This window comes from Pseudomonas sp. NBRC 100443, from assembly GCF_030268185.1.
Taxonomy (GTDB): domain Bacteria; phylum Pseudomonadota; class Gammaproteobacteria; order Pseudomonadales; family Pseudomonadaceae; genus Pseudomonas; species Pseudomonas citronellolis.
Genome location: NZ_BSQE01000009.1, coordinates 35,376 through 50,797, shown reverse-complemented (window position 1 = coordinate 50,797; position 15,422 = coordinate 35,376). Strand labels below are relative to the sequence as shown.

15 protein-coding genes are annotated in these 15,422 nt (G+C 67.4%); 4 read left to right on the top strand and 11 right to left on the bottom strand.

Annotated elements, in window-relative coordinates:
- Positions 1–19 precede the first annotated feature (19 nt).
- Entirely contained in the window at positions 20–856 is an 837-nt protein-coding gene (locus QSJ95_RS13605) for a M23 family metallopeptidase (protein ID WP_285643011.1), read from the top strand.
- Positions 857–859: 3 nt separating this feature from the next.
- Here the strand turns inward: QSJ95_RS13605 and QSJ95_RS13600 are convergent, their stop codons facing one another.
- The 4 genes from QSJ95_RS13600 to QSJ95_RS13585 all read right to left on the bottom strand — a co-directional run bounded on the left by QSJ95_RS13600 (position 860) and on the right by QSJ95_RS13585 (position 4,630).
- Positions 860–1,267 (bottom strand): DUF6491 family protein, encoded by a 408-nt coding sequence (locus QSJ95_RS13600; protein WP_285643009.1) that lies wholly within the window; start codon positions 1,265–1,267, stop codon positions 860–862.
- A gap of 100 nt (positions 1,268–1,367) precedes the next feature.
- A complete protein-coding gene (locus QSJ95_RS13595) occupies positions 1,368–1,880 on the bottom strand; it encodes a copper chaperone PCu(A)C (protein WP_285643007.1) in 513 nt (170 codons plus the stop codon).
- Positions 1,881–1,997: 117 nt separating this feature from the next.
- Positions 1,998–4,109: a TonB-dependent copper receptor gene (locus QSJ95_RS13590; RefSeq protein WP_285643005.1), complete on the bottom strand. Its 2,112-nt coding sequence runs from the start codon at positions 4,107–4,109 to the stop codon at positions 1,998–2,000.
- A 110-nt stretch (positions 4,110–4,219) separates the two neighbouring features.
- Entirely contained in the window at positions 4,220–4,630 is a 411-nt protein-coding gene (locus QSJ95_RS13585) for a DUF2946 domain-containing protein (protein ID WP_225617183.1), read from the bottom strand.
- Between the two features lie 404 nt (positions 4,631–5,034).
- Here QSJ95_RS13585 and leuA point away from each other — a divergent pair, with 404 nt between their 5' ends.
- Complete coding sequence (leuA, locus tag QSJ95_RS13580; protein WP_009616188.1) at positions 5,035–6,705, top strand: 2-isopropylmalate synthase; 1,671 nt, start codon at positions 5,035–5,037, stop codon at positions 6,703–6,705.
- 437 nt (positions 6,706–7,142) lie between these two features.
- Here the strand turns inward: leuA and QSJ95_RS13575 are convergent, their stop codons facing one another.
- The 4 genes from QSJ95_RS13575 to dapA all read right to left on the bottom strand — a co-directional run bounded on the left by QSJ95_RS13575 (position 7,143) and on the right by dapA (position 9,030).
- A complete protein-coding gene (locus tag QSJ95_RS13575; RefSeq protein WP_285643004.1) occupies positions 7,143–7,427 on the bottom strand; it encodes a type II toxin-antitoxin system RelE/ParE family toxin in 285 nt (94 codons plus the stop codon).
- Positions 7,417–7,656 (bottom strand): CopG family ribbon-helix-helix protein, encoded by a 240-nt coding sequence (locus QSJ95_RS13570; protein WP_043315866.1) that lies wholly within the window; start codon positions 7,654–7,656, stop codon positions 7,417–7,419. Before QSJ95_RS13570 ends, QSJ95_RS13575 begins: the two co-directional genes overlap by 11 nt.
- Before the next feature lie 106 nt (positions 7,657–7,762).
- Entirely contained in the window at positions 7,763–8,098 is a 336-nt protein-coding gene (locus tag QSJ95_RS13565) for a DUF5629 family protein (RefSeq protein WP_043315869.1), read from the bottom strand.
- A 65-nt stretch (positions 8,099–8,163) separates the two neighbouring features.
- The gene (gene dapA, locus QSJ95_RS13560) at positions 8,164–9,030 is read right to left on the bottom strand and encodes a 4-hydroxy-tetrahydrodipicolinate synthase (RefSeq protein ID WP_285643000.1); all 867 of its coding nucleotides are present in this window, start codon (positions 9,028–9,030) and stop codon (positions 8,164–8,166) included.
- A 342-nt stretch (positions 9,031–9,372) separates the two neighbouring features.
- Here dapA and QSJ95_RS13555 point away from each other — a divergent pair, with 342 nt between their 5' ends.
- Positions 9,373–10,326, top strand: a complete 954-nt coding sequence (locus QSJ95_RS13555) for an aldo/keto reductase (protein WP_069863513.1) — start codon at positions 9,373–9,375, stop codon at positions 10,324–10,326.
- Between the two features lie 99 nt (positions 10,327–10,425).
- Entirely contained in the window at positions 10,426–11,355 is a 930-nt protein-coding gene (locus QSJ95_RS13550) for a sulfotransferase (protein ID WP_285642995.1), read from the top strand.
- 475 nt (positions 11,356–11,830) lie between these two features.
- Here the strand turns inward: QSJ95_RS13550 and QSJ95_RS13545 are convergent, their stop codons facing one another.
- The 3 genes from QSJ95_RS13545 to der form a co-directional block, all read right to left on the bottom strand.
- A complete protein-coding gene (locus QSJ95_RS13545; RefSeq protein ID WP_285642993.1) occupies positions 11,831–12,625 on the bottom strand; it encodes an amidohydrolase in 795 nt (264 codons plus the stop codon).
- Entirely contained in the window at positions 12,613–13,761 is a 1,149-nt protein-coding gene (locus tag QSJ95_RS13540) for a pyridoxal phosphate-dependent aminotransferase (RefSeq protein ID WP_285642991.1), read from the bottom strand. Before QSJ95_RS13540 ends, QSJ95_RS13545 begins: the two co-directional genes overlap by 13 nt.
- Before the next feature lie 115 nt (positions 13,762–13,876).
- Positions 13,877–15,364: a ribosome biogenesis GTPase Der gene (gene der, locus QSJ95_RS13535; protein WP_009616178.1), complete on the bottom strand. Its 1,488-nt coding sequence runs from the start codon at positions 15,362–15,364 to the stop codon at positions 13,877–13,879.
- Between the last annotated feature and the right edge of the window lie 58 nt (positions 15,365–15,422).

Sequence of the window (15,422 nt, the reverse complement as noted above, 5' to 3'; positions counted from 1 at the left end):
CCGGATTTACGGAAAGCCCATGTTCCGCGTCTTCTGCCTGCTGTTCGCCACCCTTCTCGCCCTGCCCTCCCATGCCGAGGGCTTCATCAGCCGCACCCTGAACAAGCCGGTGCCCGGCGGCGTCGCCGTGATCCAGCTGGGCAGCGCGGGGCCGGCGCCGAGCGCCAGCTACCAGGGCAAGCCGGTGCTGGTGGTGCGCGAGGAAGGCCGCGACTGGATCGCCGTGGTCGGCATCCCGCTCAGCGTCAAGCCGGGCCAGCAACAACTGCAGGTGAAGCAGGCCGGCGCCAGCCGCAGCCTGCCGTTCCAGGTCGGCAGCAAGCACTACCGCGAACAGCGCATCACCCTGAAGAACACCCGCCAGGTCAACCCGCTGCCCGAGGACCTCAAGCGCATCAACCGCGAGCTGGCCGAGCAGACTGCCGCCTACCGCAGCTTCAGCCCCGGCACGCCGAGCAACCTGGTGCTGGACAAGCCGGTCAACGGCCCGCTCTCCAGCCCCTTCGGCCTGCGCCGCTTCTTCAACGGCGAGGAACGCAACCCGCACTCCGGGCTGGACTTCGCGGTGCCCGCCGGCACGCCGATCAAGGCCCCGGCGGCGGGCAAGGTGATCCTCATCGGCAACTACTTCTTCAATGGCAACACCGTGTTCGTCGACCATGGCCAGGGCTTCATCAGCATGTTCTGCCATATGTCGAAGATCGACGTGAAGCTCGGCGACCAGGTCCCGCGCGGCGGCGTGGTCGGCCGCGTCGGCGCCACCGGCCGGGCCACCGGGCCGCACATGCACTGGAACGTCAGCCTCAACGACGCCCGCGTCGACCCGGCGATATTCATCGGCGCCTTCAAGCCGTAAGCTTCATTCCGCGCGGCTGGGAATGCGCTCCAGACGGTAGAGCTCGCCGATCAGGCAGGGCTCGGGGATGCCGCTCGAGTCATACGAGAGGATGCGGTCGAGCCTGGTCACCGCTCCCACCGTGCTGCCGATGTTCAGGCGGTTGCTGAACGACAGGTTGTCGCACGGCGAGGAGAAGGCCACCAGGTAGCGCCGCCCGGGCGCGTGGCCGAGGACGATGTGGCCCTTGTCGAGGTATTCCCAGCCCTGGGTTTCCCACACCGGGATCGATTTCACCGCCTCGCCCTGGCGGTAGCCGAGGCGTTCCAGGTGCTGGTCGAGGGGCAACTGGTCGTTGCGCAGCCCGGACTGGCTGCAGGCGGCCAGCAGAACGGCGACCGCCAGCATGGCGGCGCTGCGGACATTGCGCATGCTCACCTCCCGGCCACGATGGGTGGCCATGCCGAGCCGAAACCGGCCCGGCTCCATTTTCCCACCCTGGGAAAAGGCCGGCGCGCGGCCGGCCGGACGGTCAGTTCATCTTCATCCCGGGCATGTCGTGGCCCGACATATCGTGGCCGGACATGCCGTGCTCACCGGCCTCGGGCGCCTGTTTCTGCACCTGTACCTCGACCTTGAGGTCGCCGGCCTGCTGGAAGTGCAGGGTCACAGGGAAGCGCTCGCCGTCGGCCAGCGGCTTCTTCAGGCCGAGCAGCATCAGGTGGTAATGGCCCGGGGCGAAGGTGACGGTGCCGCCGGCGGGGATATCCACGCCGTCGACCTTCTGCATCTTCATCATGCCGTCCTTCATCTGGTGCTCGTGGACCTCGGCGCTGGCCGCGCGCTCGGTGTCGGCGCCGAGCAGGCGGTCGCCCGCCTTGCCGTGGTTGTGCACGACGAAATAGGCCGCGCCGTTCTCCGAGTTGGCCGGCAGCAGCAGCGACCAGGGGTGTTCGACGTCGAGGTCGCCGGCCTTGTATTCGTGGGCCAGCAGCGGGGTGGAGAAGGACAGCATGGCCGCCAGGGCCAGGAGGGTCTTGCGCATGTTGGAAACTCCTAACGATCTCATGGGCCGCCCGTCGAGCGGGCGGCTTCGCCGGGGGCACGGCCAGCATAGCCGCTTCGCGCCCCCACTCAAGCCGGCGACCGCGGTCGCCGGGGCTCAGAAGCTGAAGTCCACCTTGGTCCAGAGCGTGCGGCCCGGTTCGCGGATCGCCTGGGGGTCGTTCGCCGGGTAGCCGAAGCCGGCGTTGCCGGCGAGGTTCAGGTGCTCGGCATAGTCCTTGTCGAACAGGTTGTCGACGCCGGTGCTGACCTTGAAGTGCTTGTTCACGCGGTACGCGGCGTTGAGCGAGAAGACACCGAAGCCGGCGCTCTCGTCGAAGTCCTTGCCGACCACGTTGCCCTGCCCCTCGGCCACCCGCCCCTGCTTCGCCACCAGGCGCCACAGGGCGCCGGCGCTCCAGTCGCCCTGCTCGTAGGTCAGGCCCAGGCGGGTTTCCAGCGGCGGCATCTGCGGCAGCGCGCGGTCGTCGCTGGTGTTCTTGCCCCAGGCGTAGGCCAGGGTGGCGTCGGTCTTCCAGTTCGGCGCCAACTGGTAGGCCGCGCCCAGCTCGCCGCCCATGATGCGGGCGTCGACGTTGGTCGCCTGGGACGTTGCCCCCATCATGCCGCCGCTGGTGTAGGTGAACAGGATGTAGTCGCGGATCTCGCCGACGTAGCCCGAAGCCCAGGCCTTGAGCTTCTCGCCCTCGTACTGGGCGCCGAAATCGAGCTGGGTGGTCTTCTCCGGCTTGATGGCGTCGAAGGCGTTGGCCGAGCCGGCCGGGCCCATGTTCGGGGAAAACAGCTCCCAGTAGTCGGGGAAGCGCTGCACGTGGCCGAGGCCGGCGTAGAGCGTGGTGGGCGAGTCGGCCAGGTCGTGCTCGTAGCGCAGGAAGCCGCTGGGCAGGGTGTCGGCGCGGGTGTCGTCGGCCGTGGGGTTGGGCCGCGTCATCATTCCCGAGCCGGTGGTCTGCCGGTAGTCCTTGGCCGAAGCGCGGTCCAGGCGCGCGCCGGCGATCACCCGGTCGCGCTCGGCGGCGTACCAGGTCAGCTCGCCGAAGGCGCCGTAGTTGTGGAAGGTCGCGTCCTTGTTCCACGGCACCTCGTCGTAGGCGCCGATGCCCATGGCGCTGCGCTGGCGGTGCTCGCTGCTCTGGGCGTCGACGCCGGAGATCAGCTTGAAATCATCCCAGCGCCAGGTGGCCGCCAGGCGCCCGCCGAGGGTGCGGCGGTCGACGTTGGAGGCCATGGGCCCGGCCATCATGCCGGTGCCCGAGGGCGTGCGCAGGCTGTAGTTGTCCATCACGTGGTCGGCGTAGTTGTAGTAGACCTGCGCCTCCAACTTGTCGAGCACACCGCCGAGGTTGGACTTCTCGAAGCGCAGGCCCAGGCTCTCGCGCTTGAACTGCGAGCCGTCCATGCCGCGCCCGGCGTAGCGCGCCTCGCCGTCGCCCTTGCCGGCGGTCAGTTCGACCAGGGTGTCGGCGTCCGGCGTCCAGCCCAGGGCGACGTCGCCGTTCCACTTGTTCCAGCGCGAGGGCACGGTGTTGCCGCCGCCGTCCTCGTAGTCGTCGGACTGCGAGCGGTTGCCGGTGAAGCGCAGGTAGCCCTCGGGACCGCCGGCGGCAGCATCCAGCACGCGGTCGAAGCGGCCGTTGGAGCCGGCCACCAGGCTGCCGTTTATCCGCGTGCCCAGCTCGCCGAAGCGCTCCGGATCGCGGTCGAAGCGGATGGTCCCGGCCGAGGCGCCAGGGCCCCAGATCACGGTTTCCGGGCCCTTGACCACGGTGAGCCGGTCGTAGGTCTCCGGCGATATATAGGAAGTGGGCGCGTCCATCCGCGCCGGGCAGGCGCCGAGCATCACGCCGCCGTTGGTGAGGATGTTCAGCCGCGAGCCGAACATGCCGCGCAGCACCGGGTCGCCATTGCTGCCGCCGTTGCGGATGGCGGAGAAGCCGGGGATGGTCTTCAGGTAGTCGGCGCCGTCGCTGGCCGGGATCGGCTGGCGCGCCTGCTTCGGATCGGTGACCACGGTCAGCGGCGAACTCTGCGCCACCGCGGTGATGACACTGGGTTGCAGTTCGATGGCGTGGTGGCCGGCGTGCGGGTCGTCGGCCTCGTCGGCGCGAACGGAAGGGCTCAGGCCGACGATGCCGCCGAGGGCGGTGAGTGCGCAAAGGGTACGCAGGTGCGCCGGGCGAACGCGCCCGCGCAGGAAGAGTCTGGACATGCGAAATTCCATGATCGATGACGATGTTCTTCTGGCCAGGCACGGCGGACGCGCACGGAGGAAGGTTCCTCTGCGCGATGGCGCTTGCGCTGGCTACGGCGAAAGAAAGGTCAGGCGCTCATGGACGGCGGCGCGCGCGAACGGGCGCCGGGGAAGATCGGCGAAGGCGGGATGGATTGTTCGATGACGACCTGGGGCGCCGGGGCGGCCCCGGGCAGGTCGGCGGAGAGCGCCAGGCGCGGGGTTTCCAGCGCCGGGCTGTGGAGCAGCAGGCCGCAGTAGCCGCACTTCTCCATGAAGTGGTCGGCGGAGAAGCCCTGCTGCGCGGCATCGGAGCCGTGGTGGCCGCCGCGCATCTGTTCGGAGCAGGCCATGTCTTCCATGCCGGCCATGGCCGGCATGGGGTGGTCCATGGGCATGGACTGCGACAGCAGCGGGCCGAGGTGGATCATCAGCATGGCGAAGAGCGCCAGCCAGATGCCCGTGCCTTGTCCTGTGCCTCGCCGTCTGCGACCTGTCACTGGAAGTCCCCGAATCGATTGGCGGCGTTTTACCCTGCCGGGCCGATGGGCGCAATTCGCCGATGGCTCAATGCTGTGCGGCATGGAGACGCATCAGGGAGTAAAGCAGAAAAAGCGCTTCGCAATTCCTTGCGCAATAAAGCGAATACAGAAGCAGAAAATCTCGTTTATTTTTATAACCCGATTATGGCTACCAATTTTTCCACAATGCTTGCCATCCACCCCCAAAGCGCACTAGGGTGGTCGTCATGAAAACCGCACACACCCTCATCCTGCTTCGCCAACACGCCTGCCTGCGCCTGGTCAGCCCGCGACTGCGTGGCTGAATCCGTTTCCCGGCTTCACCTCTTCATCTTTCTACCGCGCAGGGCCGCCGCTGGCCCGGAAGAACAAGGATTCCGCCCATGACCATGCTCAAAGACCCGTCGAAGAAATACCGTCCCTTCACCCCGATCACCCTGCCCGACCGCACCTGGCCGGACAAGATCATCGACAAGGCGCCGATCTGGCTGAGCACCGACCTGCGCGACGGCAACCAGTCGCTGATCGAGCCGATGGACGCCGAGAAGAAGATGCGCTTCTTCAAGTGCCTGGTGCAGGTGGGCCTGAAGGAAATCGAAGTGGGCTTCCCGTCCGCCTCGCAGACCGACTTCGACTTCGTCCGCGAGCTGATCGAGGGCGGCCACATTCCCGATGACGTCACCATCCAGGTGCTGACCCAGGCCCGCGACGACCTCATCGAGCGCACCTTCGAGTCGCTGAAGGGCGCCAAGCGCGCCATCGTGCACTACTACAACGCCTGCGCGCCGAGCTTCCGCAAGATCGTCTTCAACCAGGACAAGGAAGGCGTCAAGCAGATCGCCATCGCCGCCGGCAAGACCATCAAGCGCCTGGCCGCCGCCGCGCCGGAAACCCAGTGGGGCTTCGAGTATTCCCCCGAGGTGTTCAGCTCCACCGAGACCGACTTCGCCGTCGAGGTGTGCAACGCGGTGATCGACGTGTTCCAGCCGACCCCGGCCAACCGCCTGATCCTCAACCTGCCGGCCACCGTCGAGTGCGCCACGCCGAACAACTACGCCGACCAGATCGAGTGGTTCGGCCGCCACATCGATAAGCGCGACAGCGTGATCATCAGCCTGCACACCCACAACGACCGAGGCACCGGCGTGGCCGCCTCGGAGCTGGCGCTGATGGCCGGCGCCGACCGCGTGGAAGGCTGCCTGTTCGGCAACGGCGAGCGCACCGGCAACCTCTGCCTGGTGACCATGGCGCTGAACATGTACACCCAGGGCGTCAACCCGGGGCTGGACTTCTCCGACATCGACGCCGTGCGCAAGGTGGTGGAAGAGTGCAACCAGATTCCGGTGCACCCGCGCCACCCCTACGTCGGCGACCTGGTCCACACCGCCTTCTCCGGCTCCCACCAGGACGCCATCCGCAAGGGCTTCGCCCAGCAGAAGGACGACGCCGTGTGGGAAGTGCCCTACCTGCCGATCGACCCGGCCGACATCGGCCGCAGCTACGAGGCGGTCATCCGCGTCAACAGCCAGTCGGGCAAGGGCGGCATCACCTTCCTGCTCGAACAGGAATACGGCATCAGCCTGCCGCGCCGCATGCAGATCGAGTTCAGCCAGGTGGTGCAGAACGAGACCGACCGTCTCGGCCTGGAAATGACCGCCGAGCAGATCTACAACCTGCTGCAGAGCGAGTACCTGCAAGCCGTCTCGCCGTTCGGCCTGAAGAACTACCGCCTGCAGGAAGAGAACGGCATCTGCGCCATCGACATCGACGTGACCCACAAGGGCGAGCAGCACCGCTGGCACGGCAAGGGCAAGGGCACCCTGGAAGCCCTGGTCGCCGCGCTGCCGGTGGAAGTCGAGATCATGGACTACAACGAGCACGCCATCGGCGCCGGCACCAACGCCCGCGCAGCAGCCTACATCGAGCTGCGCGTCGAAGGCGGCCGCTCGCTGCACGGCATCGGCATCGACGAGAACATCACCACCGCCAGCTTCCGCGCCCTGTTCAGCGCGCTGAACCGCGCCGTGACCCTGGGCCAGGCGAAAGCCGCCTGAACCCGCCGGTGATGTGAAAAAGGGGCCTTCGGGCCCCTTTCTCATCTTCTCGGTCAGGCATCGATTCGTAGGATGGATTGAGCTTGCGATAGCCACCGGACCCTGGTGATGGGTATCGCTTCGCTCAACCCATCCTACGGGGTGTGGTGTTTGCCGGAGGCGTAGGAGCGGACCTTGTCCGCGATGACCGGACGTCCCGGCGCGGATCGCGGATGAGATCCGCTCCTACGCTGCCCCACCCGCACCATTCCCCTGTAGGAGCGCGCCCTGCGCGCGATTCGCGGGCAGGGCCCGCTACAACCCGCCGGGAGGCATGGCGCTTTCCGTAGGATAGGTGGAGCGAAGCGATACCCATCGGCATGGCTATAAAGAGCATTCTGCCTCAGGCGGTCTCCAGCGTTTTCGCTTGTAACTTTCTCCGCAGCACGCTTGCCGGGCTACCACCGCTCGGGAGGCAGGCGCCGGGTGTGGAAGATGCGCAGGATCTGCAGCTTCCCGTCACGAACGCGATAGGGGATCAGGCAAGGGTGGCCAGGCATGGGCCATTCGCGGGTGCCGAGTACGCGTCCCTCGCGCCCCATCGCGGGGTGGAGGGCCAGTTGTGCGATGTCGTCGAACACCGCAGCGACGAAGTCGCGTGCGGCGGCCGGATTGTGCTGGGCGAGATAGGCGGCTTCGTCGTCGAGGTTCTGTAGCGCTTTGCGCAGCCACTCAACCTGCATTGCGCGTCCACTTGTGCAGTACCGCTTCGACTTCCGCCCCGCTGGCGAAGTCACCGGCATCGGCCTCTACGATGGCCTGCTGGATTTCGCCGATCTGCCAGGCTTCCCGGGCGAGGTATTCGTCCAGTGCCTGGGCGGCGAGGAAGTTCTTGCTGCGGCCGGTCGCCTGGGCAAGCCTCGCGAGGGTATCGGACTGATCGTCCGACAGACGCAGGGACATCACGGGCATGGGGCACCTCGGTTGTAATATGTATCGCTACAACATACTACAACACACTACAGGCCACTCGAACTACCGATCGCCCGGAAGCGCCCACCGGCCAGCCAGGGGAATGCTATTCGTCGTCGCCGCTGGCGCTCACCGCGCCCAGGCAACGCAGGCGGTGCTCGCTGCCGTCGGATTGCAGCGTCCAGCTGTCGTCGCTGGCCTCGTACTGGGCTTCCATCACCTCGTTGTAGGTGAACTGCCAGCGCCGCTTGTCACGGCCGTCGACCACCTCCACGCGCAGCACCACGTCTTCGCTGGCGAAGGCCTGGCCGGCTTCGGCGGCGATCTCGGCGCGGTCCAGCAGGTCTTCGTCGAGGCTGAATTCCCAGGCGTGCAGGCCGTCCAGTTCGAGCATGTCGGTCAGTTCGAGCTGGTCCAGCAGGTAGAGGGTTTCGTCGGACATTTTTCGTATTCCCGGTGAGACAGGCCGCCATCATAGAGCAAAGCCCCGCCGGCGGCCCTCCCCGCCTAGTCGGCCAGCGCCGCCAGCACGCCGCGCAGACGCTCGACGGTGGCCGCCGAGCAGGGCTGCATGGGCTCGCGCAGTTCGTCGGCGATCAGCCCCTGCAACGCCAGGGCGGCCTTCAGCGGCGCCGGGTTGGGCTCGGCGAAGGCGGCCTGCATCCACGGCAGCAGGCGCAGGAAGGTGCCCCGCGCGCCGGCCAGGTCGCCCGCCTCCGCCTGGCGCTGCATGCGCACGTAGAGGTCGGCGCGCACGTGGGCGGACGCGGAGATGGCCCCGGCGCCGCCCAGGCACAGGTTGGCGAAGATCTGCAGGTCCTCGCCGGCCAGCACTTCGACGTCGCCGTCGGCGATCAGCGCCAGGGTGGTCTCGAAGTCGCCGCTGCAGTCCTTGACCGCGGCGATGCGCGGGTGGCGGACGATGCGCCGCAGGGTCTCGCGCTCGATGCGCACGCCGGTGCGGTAGGGAATGTCGTAGAGCACCAGCGGCACGCTGGCGGCGTCGGCCACGGTCTGGAAGAACGCCTCCAGGCCCTGCTGCGACGGACGGATGTAGTAAGGCGCCGGCACCAGCAGACCGGCCACGGGGCGGCGCTGGATTTCCCGCTGGAAGGCCAGCAGCTCGCGCAGGTTGTTGCCGGCCAGGCCCATGATCACCTGCTGCGGCGGCACCCACTGCAGTACGGCGTCGAGCACCGCCAGCTGCTCCTCATGGCTGAGCGCGGCGGCCTCGCCGGTGGTGCCGCAGACCACGAAGCCGGCGACGCCGTCCTCCAGCAACCTGCCCACCAGGCCGCGCAGGGCGGCGAAGTCGATTTCCCCGGCACGCAAGGGCGTGGCCAGGGCCACCCAGATCCCACGAAACGTAGACATGCGAAAACTCCTTGTGGCTGACCGTCTGGTCGCCGTCAGGGAGGGTGCGGGATGCAAGCGGGGGAAGATCGACCTGGCGCCTGGTTGTCCTGTCAGCCCATCTGACGGGACAGCGCGCCCCGGTCAAATGAGCGACTGTTTCTTCGATTTCTTGGCAACGGCGACGCACGCGCAGGCCGGGGCGAAGGAGCCCGGGAGCGGCAGCAAGTGGTCGGAGTTGGCGAACATGGGAAGTCCGTTGCGCGAATCAGGCACCGAATATGCTCAACGTCGGACTTGGCTGTCAACCTTCTCCTAGGGTCTATGCTGGTTCAACCACACCGCAGTATGGAGAAGTGACAGGTGAATTCTCGCGAACTGGGCCGCTCCGGGCTGGCCATTCCGCCGCTGGTGTTCGGCGGCAACGTCTTCGGCTGGAGCGCCGACGAGGCGACCTCCTTCCGCCTGCTCGACGCCCTGCTGGACGCCGGGCTGAACTGCATCGACACCGCCGACGTTTACTCGCGCTGGGTGCCCGGGCACAAGGGCGGCGAGTCCGAGGCCATCATCGGCAAGTGGATGAAGCAGCGCGGCAACCGTAGCAAGATGATCATCGCCACCAAGGTCGGCATGGACATGGGCAACGGCCACAAGGGCCTTTCCGCCGCGTATATCGAACAGGCCGTGGAGCACTCGTTGCAGCGCCTGCAGACCGACTACATCGACCTCTACCAGTCCCACTGCGACGACACCCACACCTCCCTGGAGGAAACCCTCGGCGCCTACGCCGAGCTGGTGAAGAAGGGCAAGGTGCGCGTCATCGGCGCCTCCAACTACGACGGCCGGCGCCTGCGCGAGGCACGCGAGGTGGCCGAGCACCTGCACCTGCCCAGCTACCAGAGCCTGCAGCCGAACTACAACCTCTACGACCGCGCCGACTACGAGACGCGCCTGGAACCGACGGTGCGCGAACTGGGCATCGGCGTCATCCCCTACTACGGCCTGGCCGGCGGCTTCCTCAGCGGCAAGTACCGCAGCGAAGCCGACCTGGACAAGAGCCCGGCGCGGGCGGACAAGGTCAAGGGCTACCTGAACGAGCGCGGCGTGACCATCCTCGTGGCCCTGGACGAAGTGGCCGAGGAATACGACGCCACCCCGGCCCAGGTGGCCCTGGCCTGGCTGATCGCCCGCCCGGGCATCACCGCGCCCATCGCCAGCGCCTCCAACCTGGAGCAGTTGCCGGACCTGGTCGCGGCGACGCGGCTGCAACTGAGCCAGGAGGATATCCACCGGCTGGATGCGGCGAGCGCCTATTGAGGCGCCCGCCGGGTGGCCGCGGAGACTTGCCGCGGCCTCCCATGGCCCCGTACTCTCTGCTGCGCGTCTCCCCCGACAAGAAGAAAAACGGAGCAGAGAATGCTGTCCACGCCGCAACGCCTCTGGCAGGTTCTGAAGTCCAACCCGCAGCGCGAAGAATCGCTCCTGACGGAAACCGCCGACATCGCGGTGCCAGACGACCGCGGCCTGTTCGTCATCGGCGCGGCGCGCAGCGGCACCACCGTCCTCCAGAACGCGCTGAACAGCTCACCGGAGATCTTCCTCCTCGGCGAACCGGCGTTGCAGGACGACCCGGGCACCCCGGACTTCGCCGCGCGCTACAACGCCATGCACAGGTCCTGGGGCAACCAGGAGAACAAGAGCAGCTTCTGTCCGCCGCTGTTCCAGCAAGACGCCCCCTGGCACCACTACCTGGCCCGGCTCGCCCGGCACTACCGCTACGTCGGCAGCAAGATCGTGGTCAATCCCCACGAGGCCGCGCGCACCTGCCAGCAACTGTTCGAATTCCATTGCCGGCATTTCTACCGCTCGCATTACGTCTTCACCTTCCGCAACCCCATCGACGTGCTCATGTCGACCCGCGGCCTGGCCGAGTTGAACGGCGACGAGGCAGCCGGCTACGACACGGTGCTCAAGAGCTTCCTGCAGGTGATGGCGCTGTACATCCGCTTCCTGCGCAACCTGCCCTCGGTCAGGGCGGTGTTCCACGAGGACCTCGGCGAGGCGGTGCTGCGCGACACCGGCGCATGGCTGGGCGTCGACCTGGGCGAGGCCGCCGGCTACTACGACAGCGCCCGGGTCAGGCGCTACAGCCTGGAGCAGGTGCCGGAGCACGCCCGCGCCCTGGCGGAAGAGGTCATCGCCGCCTACGAGGAACTGCGTGGGCAGGTCGCCGGCGGCATGCGCCTGGTGCAGCTGGAGCAGAATTCCAACCACATCGATCCGGCGCACTTCACGCCGCTGGGCAACCTGCATCGGCGTATCGAGGGGTTGCTGGCGGCGTCCTGACGGTCGAATCGCGGACAGAGTCCGCTCCTACAGGGGTGCGAGGCATGGCATTCCACCTGTAGGAGCAACTGTCTTGCGGGCCGCACCGGGACGCTCTTCGTAGGATGGGTTGAGCTTGCGAAACCCATGCGGTTGCGCTGATGGGTATCGCTTCGTTCAACACCATCCTACGAAAAGCCATGCTCGCTCATGCGGTAGGAGCGAGCTTGCTCGCGAATGGTGATTACCGGCGACAACCGTGTTGTGGGTTACGCCGCTCCTCTCCCGCAAGCGGGAGAGGGGGCTGTCCGGCATTGCAAGGTTCGGCATCAACCTGTAGGAGCGCGCCCTGCGCGCGATTCGCGGGCAGGGCCCGCTCCTACAGGGGGCACGGAGCAGGCCCCGCGATTGCGTCGGCAGGGCCGGCGTGCGGTCAAGCAGGGCGATGGGTATCGCTTCGCTCGACCCATCCTACGAAAAGCGTCTGCCTACAGCCTCAGGGCTCGATGACGAGGCGGTCGGCGTCGAGGTAGGCCGGGAAGCGTTCGCGGTAGGCGGCCAGCGCCTGGGCCGAGAGGCTGGCGTGGAACACGCCGTCGCTATTGGCCGCTTCCAGCAGCGCTTCGCCCTGGAAGTCCAGCACCTGGCTGTCGCCGGCATAGGCGTGGCCCTTGCCGTCCTCGCCCACGCGATTCACCGCCGCCACGTAGCACAGGTTCTCGATGGCCCGCGCCGGCAGCAGGCGGTTCCAGTGCAGCCGGCGGGCGGCCGGCCAGTTGGCGGTGTAGAGCAGCAGGTCGGTGTCCTGGGCGTCGCGGCTCCAGGCCGGGAAGCGCAGGTCGTAGCAGACCAGCGGGCGCACCCGCCAGCCCTTCCACTCCAGCAGCACCTGGCGCTCGCCCGGCGTGTAGTGCTTGTGCTCGCCGGCCATGCGGAACAGGTGGCGCTTGTCGTAGTGGAGGATCTCGCCGTCCGGGCGGGCCCAGAGCAGGCGGTTGCGGTGGCTGCCGTCGGCGGTGCGGACGATCACGCTGCCGGTCACCACGGCGTCCAGGCGCGCGGCCTGGTGGCGCAGCCAGGCGTAGGTCTCGCCCTCCTCCGCCTCGGCCAGGGCCTCGGAGTCCATGGAGAAGCCGGTGGTGAACATCTCCGGGAGGATGACGATGTCGGCGCCGCGGGCCTGTTCCAGCAGCGCGTCGAAGTGCGCGCGGTTGGCCGGCGCGTCGTGCCAGGCCAGGGTGGTCTGCACCAGGGCCAGGTTGAGGTCGGGCAGTTGGCTCAGATCGCGCATAGCTTGTCCGCCGCCTGGCGCAGCGTCTCCTCTTTCTTGGCGAAGCAGAAGCGCACCAGGCGCATGTCCGCCGGGGCCTGCTGGTAGAACACCGAGACCGGGATGGCCGCCACGCCGTGTTCGCGGGTCAGCCACTCAGCCATGGCGACGTCGTCCAGGTCCGGGCGGATCGCCGAGTAGTCGACCACCTGGAAGTAGGTGCCGGCGGCGCGCTGGAAGCTGAAGCGCGAACCGTTCAGCAGGTCGCAGAACAGGTCGCGCTTGGCCTGGTAGAAGCCCGGCAGCTCGCGCAGGTGCTCGGGGTGCGCGGCCATGAAGTCGGCCAGCGCCCACTGCAGCGGGGTGACGCCGCAGAAGTTCACGTACTGGTGGATCTTGCGCATCTCCGCCGACAGTGCCGGCGGCGCCACCACGTAGCCGGTCTTCCAGCCGGTGACGTGGTAGGTCTTGCCGAAGGAGCTGACCACGAAGGCCCGGGCATAGAGTTCGTCGTGGGCCAGCACGCTGGCGTGCTGCACGCCGTCGTAGATCAGGTGCTCGTAGACCTCGTCGCTGATGACGTAGATCTCGCGCTCGCGGATCAGCGCCGCCAGGCGGTCCAGGTCGGCGCGGTCGATCAGCGCGCCGCTGGGGTTGTGCGGGCTGTTGAGGAAGATCAGGCGGGTGCGCGGGGTGATGGCGTCGGCCAGGCGCTGCCAGTCGATGCGGAAGTCCGGCAGGTTCAGCGGCACGTGCACGCAGCGGCCGCCGGCCAGTTCCACCGAGGGTTCGTAGCTGTCGTAGCAGGGATCGAGGACGATGGCCTCGTCGCCGGGGCGGATCAGCGCCTGCACGGCGCAGAAGATCGCCTCGGTGGCGCCGGGGGTGATGGTCACTTCGGCGTCGGCGCTGACGTTGCGCCCGTAGAAGGCGGCGACCTTGGCCGCCACCTGCTCGCGCAGCGCCGGCAGGCCGGTCATCGGGCAGTACTGGTTGTGCCCGGCCATGACGTGGCGGGCCACCGCCTCGCGCAGGGCGGCGGGGCCGTCGAAGTCGGGGAAGCCCTGGGACAGGTTGAGCGCGCCGCACTCGGCGGCGAGCTGCGACATGCGGGTGAAGATGGTGGTGCCGACGTTGGGCAGTTTGCTGGTGAGCATGGCGGTTCCCAAAAAGCCGATTAAGAGCGCTGAAGGCTTGAGGCTAAACGAAATACAGAGCGCCGGAGGATTCTCGCTCGTCCAGCCTTCCAGCCTCCAGCGCTCTTTTCGGCTTTCAGCGCTTCTTGTCTTTCTTTTTCTTTTCGGCCTTCTTGTGGTGCGACATCAGCCGGCGCTTCTTGTTGACCTGGCGCTCGGTGAGCTGGGTCTTCTTGCCTTCGAAGGGGTTCTCGCCGCCTTTGTACTCGATGCGGATCGGCGTGCCGACCAGCTTGAGCACGCGCCGGTAGGTCTTCTCCAGGTAGCGGGTGTAGGCCTTGGGCACCGCTTCGGTCTGGTTGCCGTGGACCACGATCAGCGGCGGGTTGGCGCCGCCCAGGTGAGCGTAGCGCAGCTTGATGCGGCGGCCATTGACCATCGGCGGCTGGTGCGTCTGCACCGCGTCCTCGAGGATCTGCGTCAGCTTGCTGGTCGGCCAGCGGGTGACGGCGGAGCGGAACGACTCCTGCACCGACTTGTACAGGTGCCCCACGCCGGTGCCGTGCAGCGCCGAGATGAAGTGGATGTCGGCGAAGTCGACGAACAGCAGGCGGCGCTCCAGTTCGGTCTTGACGTAGTCGCGCTCGCCCGACTCCATGCCGTCCCACTTGTTCAGCGCGATGACCAGCGCGCGGCCGGTCTCCAGCACGAAGCCGAGCAGGTTGAGGTCGTGCTCGACCACGCCCTCGCGGGCGTCCATCACGAAGATCACCACGTTGGCGTCCTGGATGGCCTGGAGGGTCTTCACCACCGAGAATTTCTCCACCGCCTCGAAGATCTTGCCGCGGCGGCGCACGCCGGCGGTGTCGATCAGGGTGTACTTCTCTTCGTTGCGCTCGAAGGGGATGTAGATGCTGTCGCGGGTGGTGCCGGCCTGGTCGTAGACGATCACCCGCTCCTCGCCGAGCATGCGGTTGACCAGGGTCGACTTGCCGACGTTGGGGCGGCCGATGATGGCGATCTTGATGCCATCCTTCTCGCTGGGGCCGGGAATGCGCTTGGCTTCCTCGCCCTCGGCGACCTCTTCCAGCTCGTCCGGCAGGTCGTTGTCTTCCGGCGCCTCGGGCTCGGGCTGGAACATCTCGCCCAGGGCCGTCTGCAGCATGTGGGTGATGCCGCGGCCGTGGGCGGCGGCGATGGTCAGGGCGTCGCCCAGGCCCAGCGGGCTGAATTCGGCGCGGGCGATGTCCGGATCGACGGTGTCGATCTTGTTGGCCACCAGGTAGCTGCGCTTGTTCCGCTTGCGCAGGTGCTCGGCGATCATCTCGTCGGCGGCGGTCAGGCCCGCGCGCGCGTCGACCATGAACAGCACCGCATCGGCTTCCTCGATCGCCTGCATCGACTGCTCGGCCATCTTGGCGTCGATGCCTTCCTCGTCACCGGTGATGCCGCCGGTATCGATGACGATGAATTTCTTGCCCTGCCACTTGGCCTCGCCGTACTGGCGATCGCGGGTCAGGCCGGCGTACTCGGCGACGATGGCGTCGCGAGTCTTGGTCAGGCGGTTGAACAGGGTGGACTTGCCGACGTTGGGGCGGCCCACCAGGGCGATTACGGGAACCATGCGGCTCTCCAGGAAATTTCAGGAATTCGTAAAAAACACGCCGGCCGCTGTCGTCATC

Bases quoted from the DNA above. Each gene is read 5' to 3' on its own strand.
- QSJ95_RS13605 (WP_285643011.1), top strand. From the start codon at position 20: ATGTTCCGCGTCTTCTGCCTGCTGTTCGCCACCCTTCTCGCCCTGCCC.
- QSJ95_RS13600 (WP_285643009.1), bottom strand. From the start codon at position 1,267: ATGCGCAATGTCCGCAGCGCCGCCATGCTGGCGGTCGCCGTTCTGCTG.
- QSJ95_RS13595 (WP_285643007.1), bottom strand. From the start codon at position 1,880: ATGCGCAAGACCCTCCTGGCCCTGGCGGCCATGCTGTCCTTCTCCACC.
- QSJ95_RS13590 (WP_285643005.1), bottom strand. From the start codon at position 4,109: ATGTCCAGACTCTTCCTGCGCGGGCGCGTTCGCCCGGCGCACCTGCGT.
- leuA (WP_009616188.1), top strand. From the start codon at position 5,035: ATGACCATGCTCAAAGACCCGTCGAAGAAATACCGTCCCTTCACCCCG.
- QSJ95_RS13575 (WP_285643004.1), bottom strand. From the start codon at position 7,427: ATGCAGGTTGAGTGGCTGCGCAAAGCGCTACAGAACCTCGACGACGAA.
- QSJ95_RS13570 (WP_043315866.1), bottom strand. From the start codon at position 7,656: ATGCCCGTGATGTCCCTGCGTCTGTCGGACGATCAGTCCGATACCCTC.
- QSJ95_RS13565 (WP_043315869.1), bottom strand. From the start codon at position 8,098: ATGTCCGACGAAACCCTCTACCTGCTGGACCAGCTCGAACTGACCGAC.
- dapA (WP_285643000.1), bottom strand. From the start codon at position 9,030: ATGTCTACGTTTCGTGGGATCTGGGTGGCCCTGGCCACGCCCTTGCGT.
- QSJ95_RS13550 (WP_285642995.1), top strand. From the start codon at position 10,426: ATGCTGTCCACGCCGCAACGCCTCTGGCAGGTTCTGAAGTCCAACCCG.
- QSJ95_RS13545 (WP_285642993.1), bottom strand. From the start codon at position 12,625: ATGCGCGATCTGAGCCAACTGCCCGACCTCAACCTGGCCCTGGTGCAG.
- QSJ95_RS13540 (WP_285642991.1), bottom strand. From the start codon at position 13,761: ATGCTCACCAGCAAACTGCCCAACGTCGGCACCACCATCTTCACCCGC.
- der (WP_009616178.1), bottom strand. From the start codon at position 15,364: ATGGTTCCCGTAATCGCCCTGGTGGGCCGCCCCAACGTCGGCAAGTCC.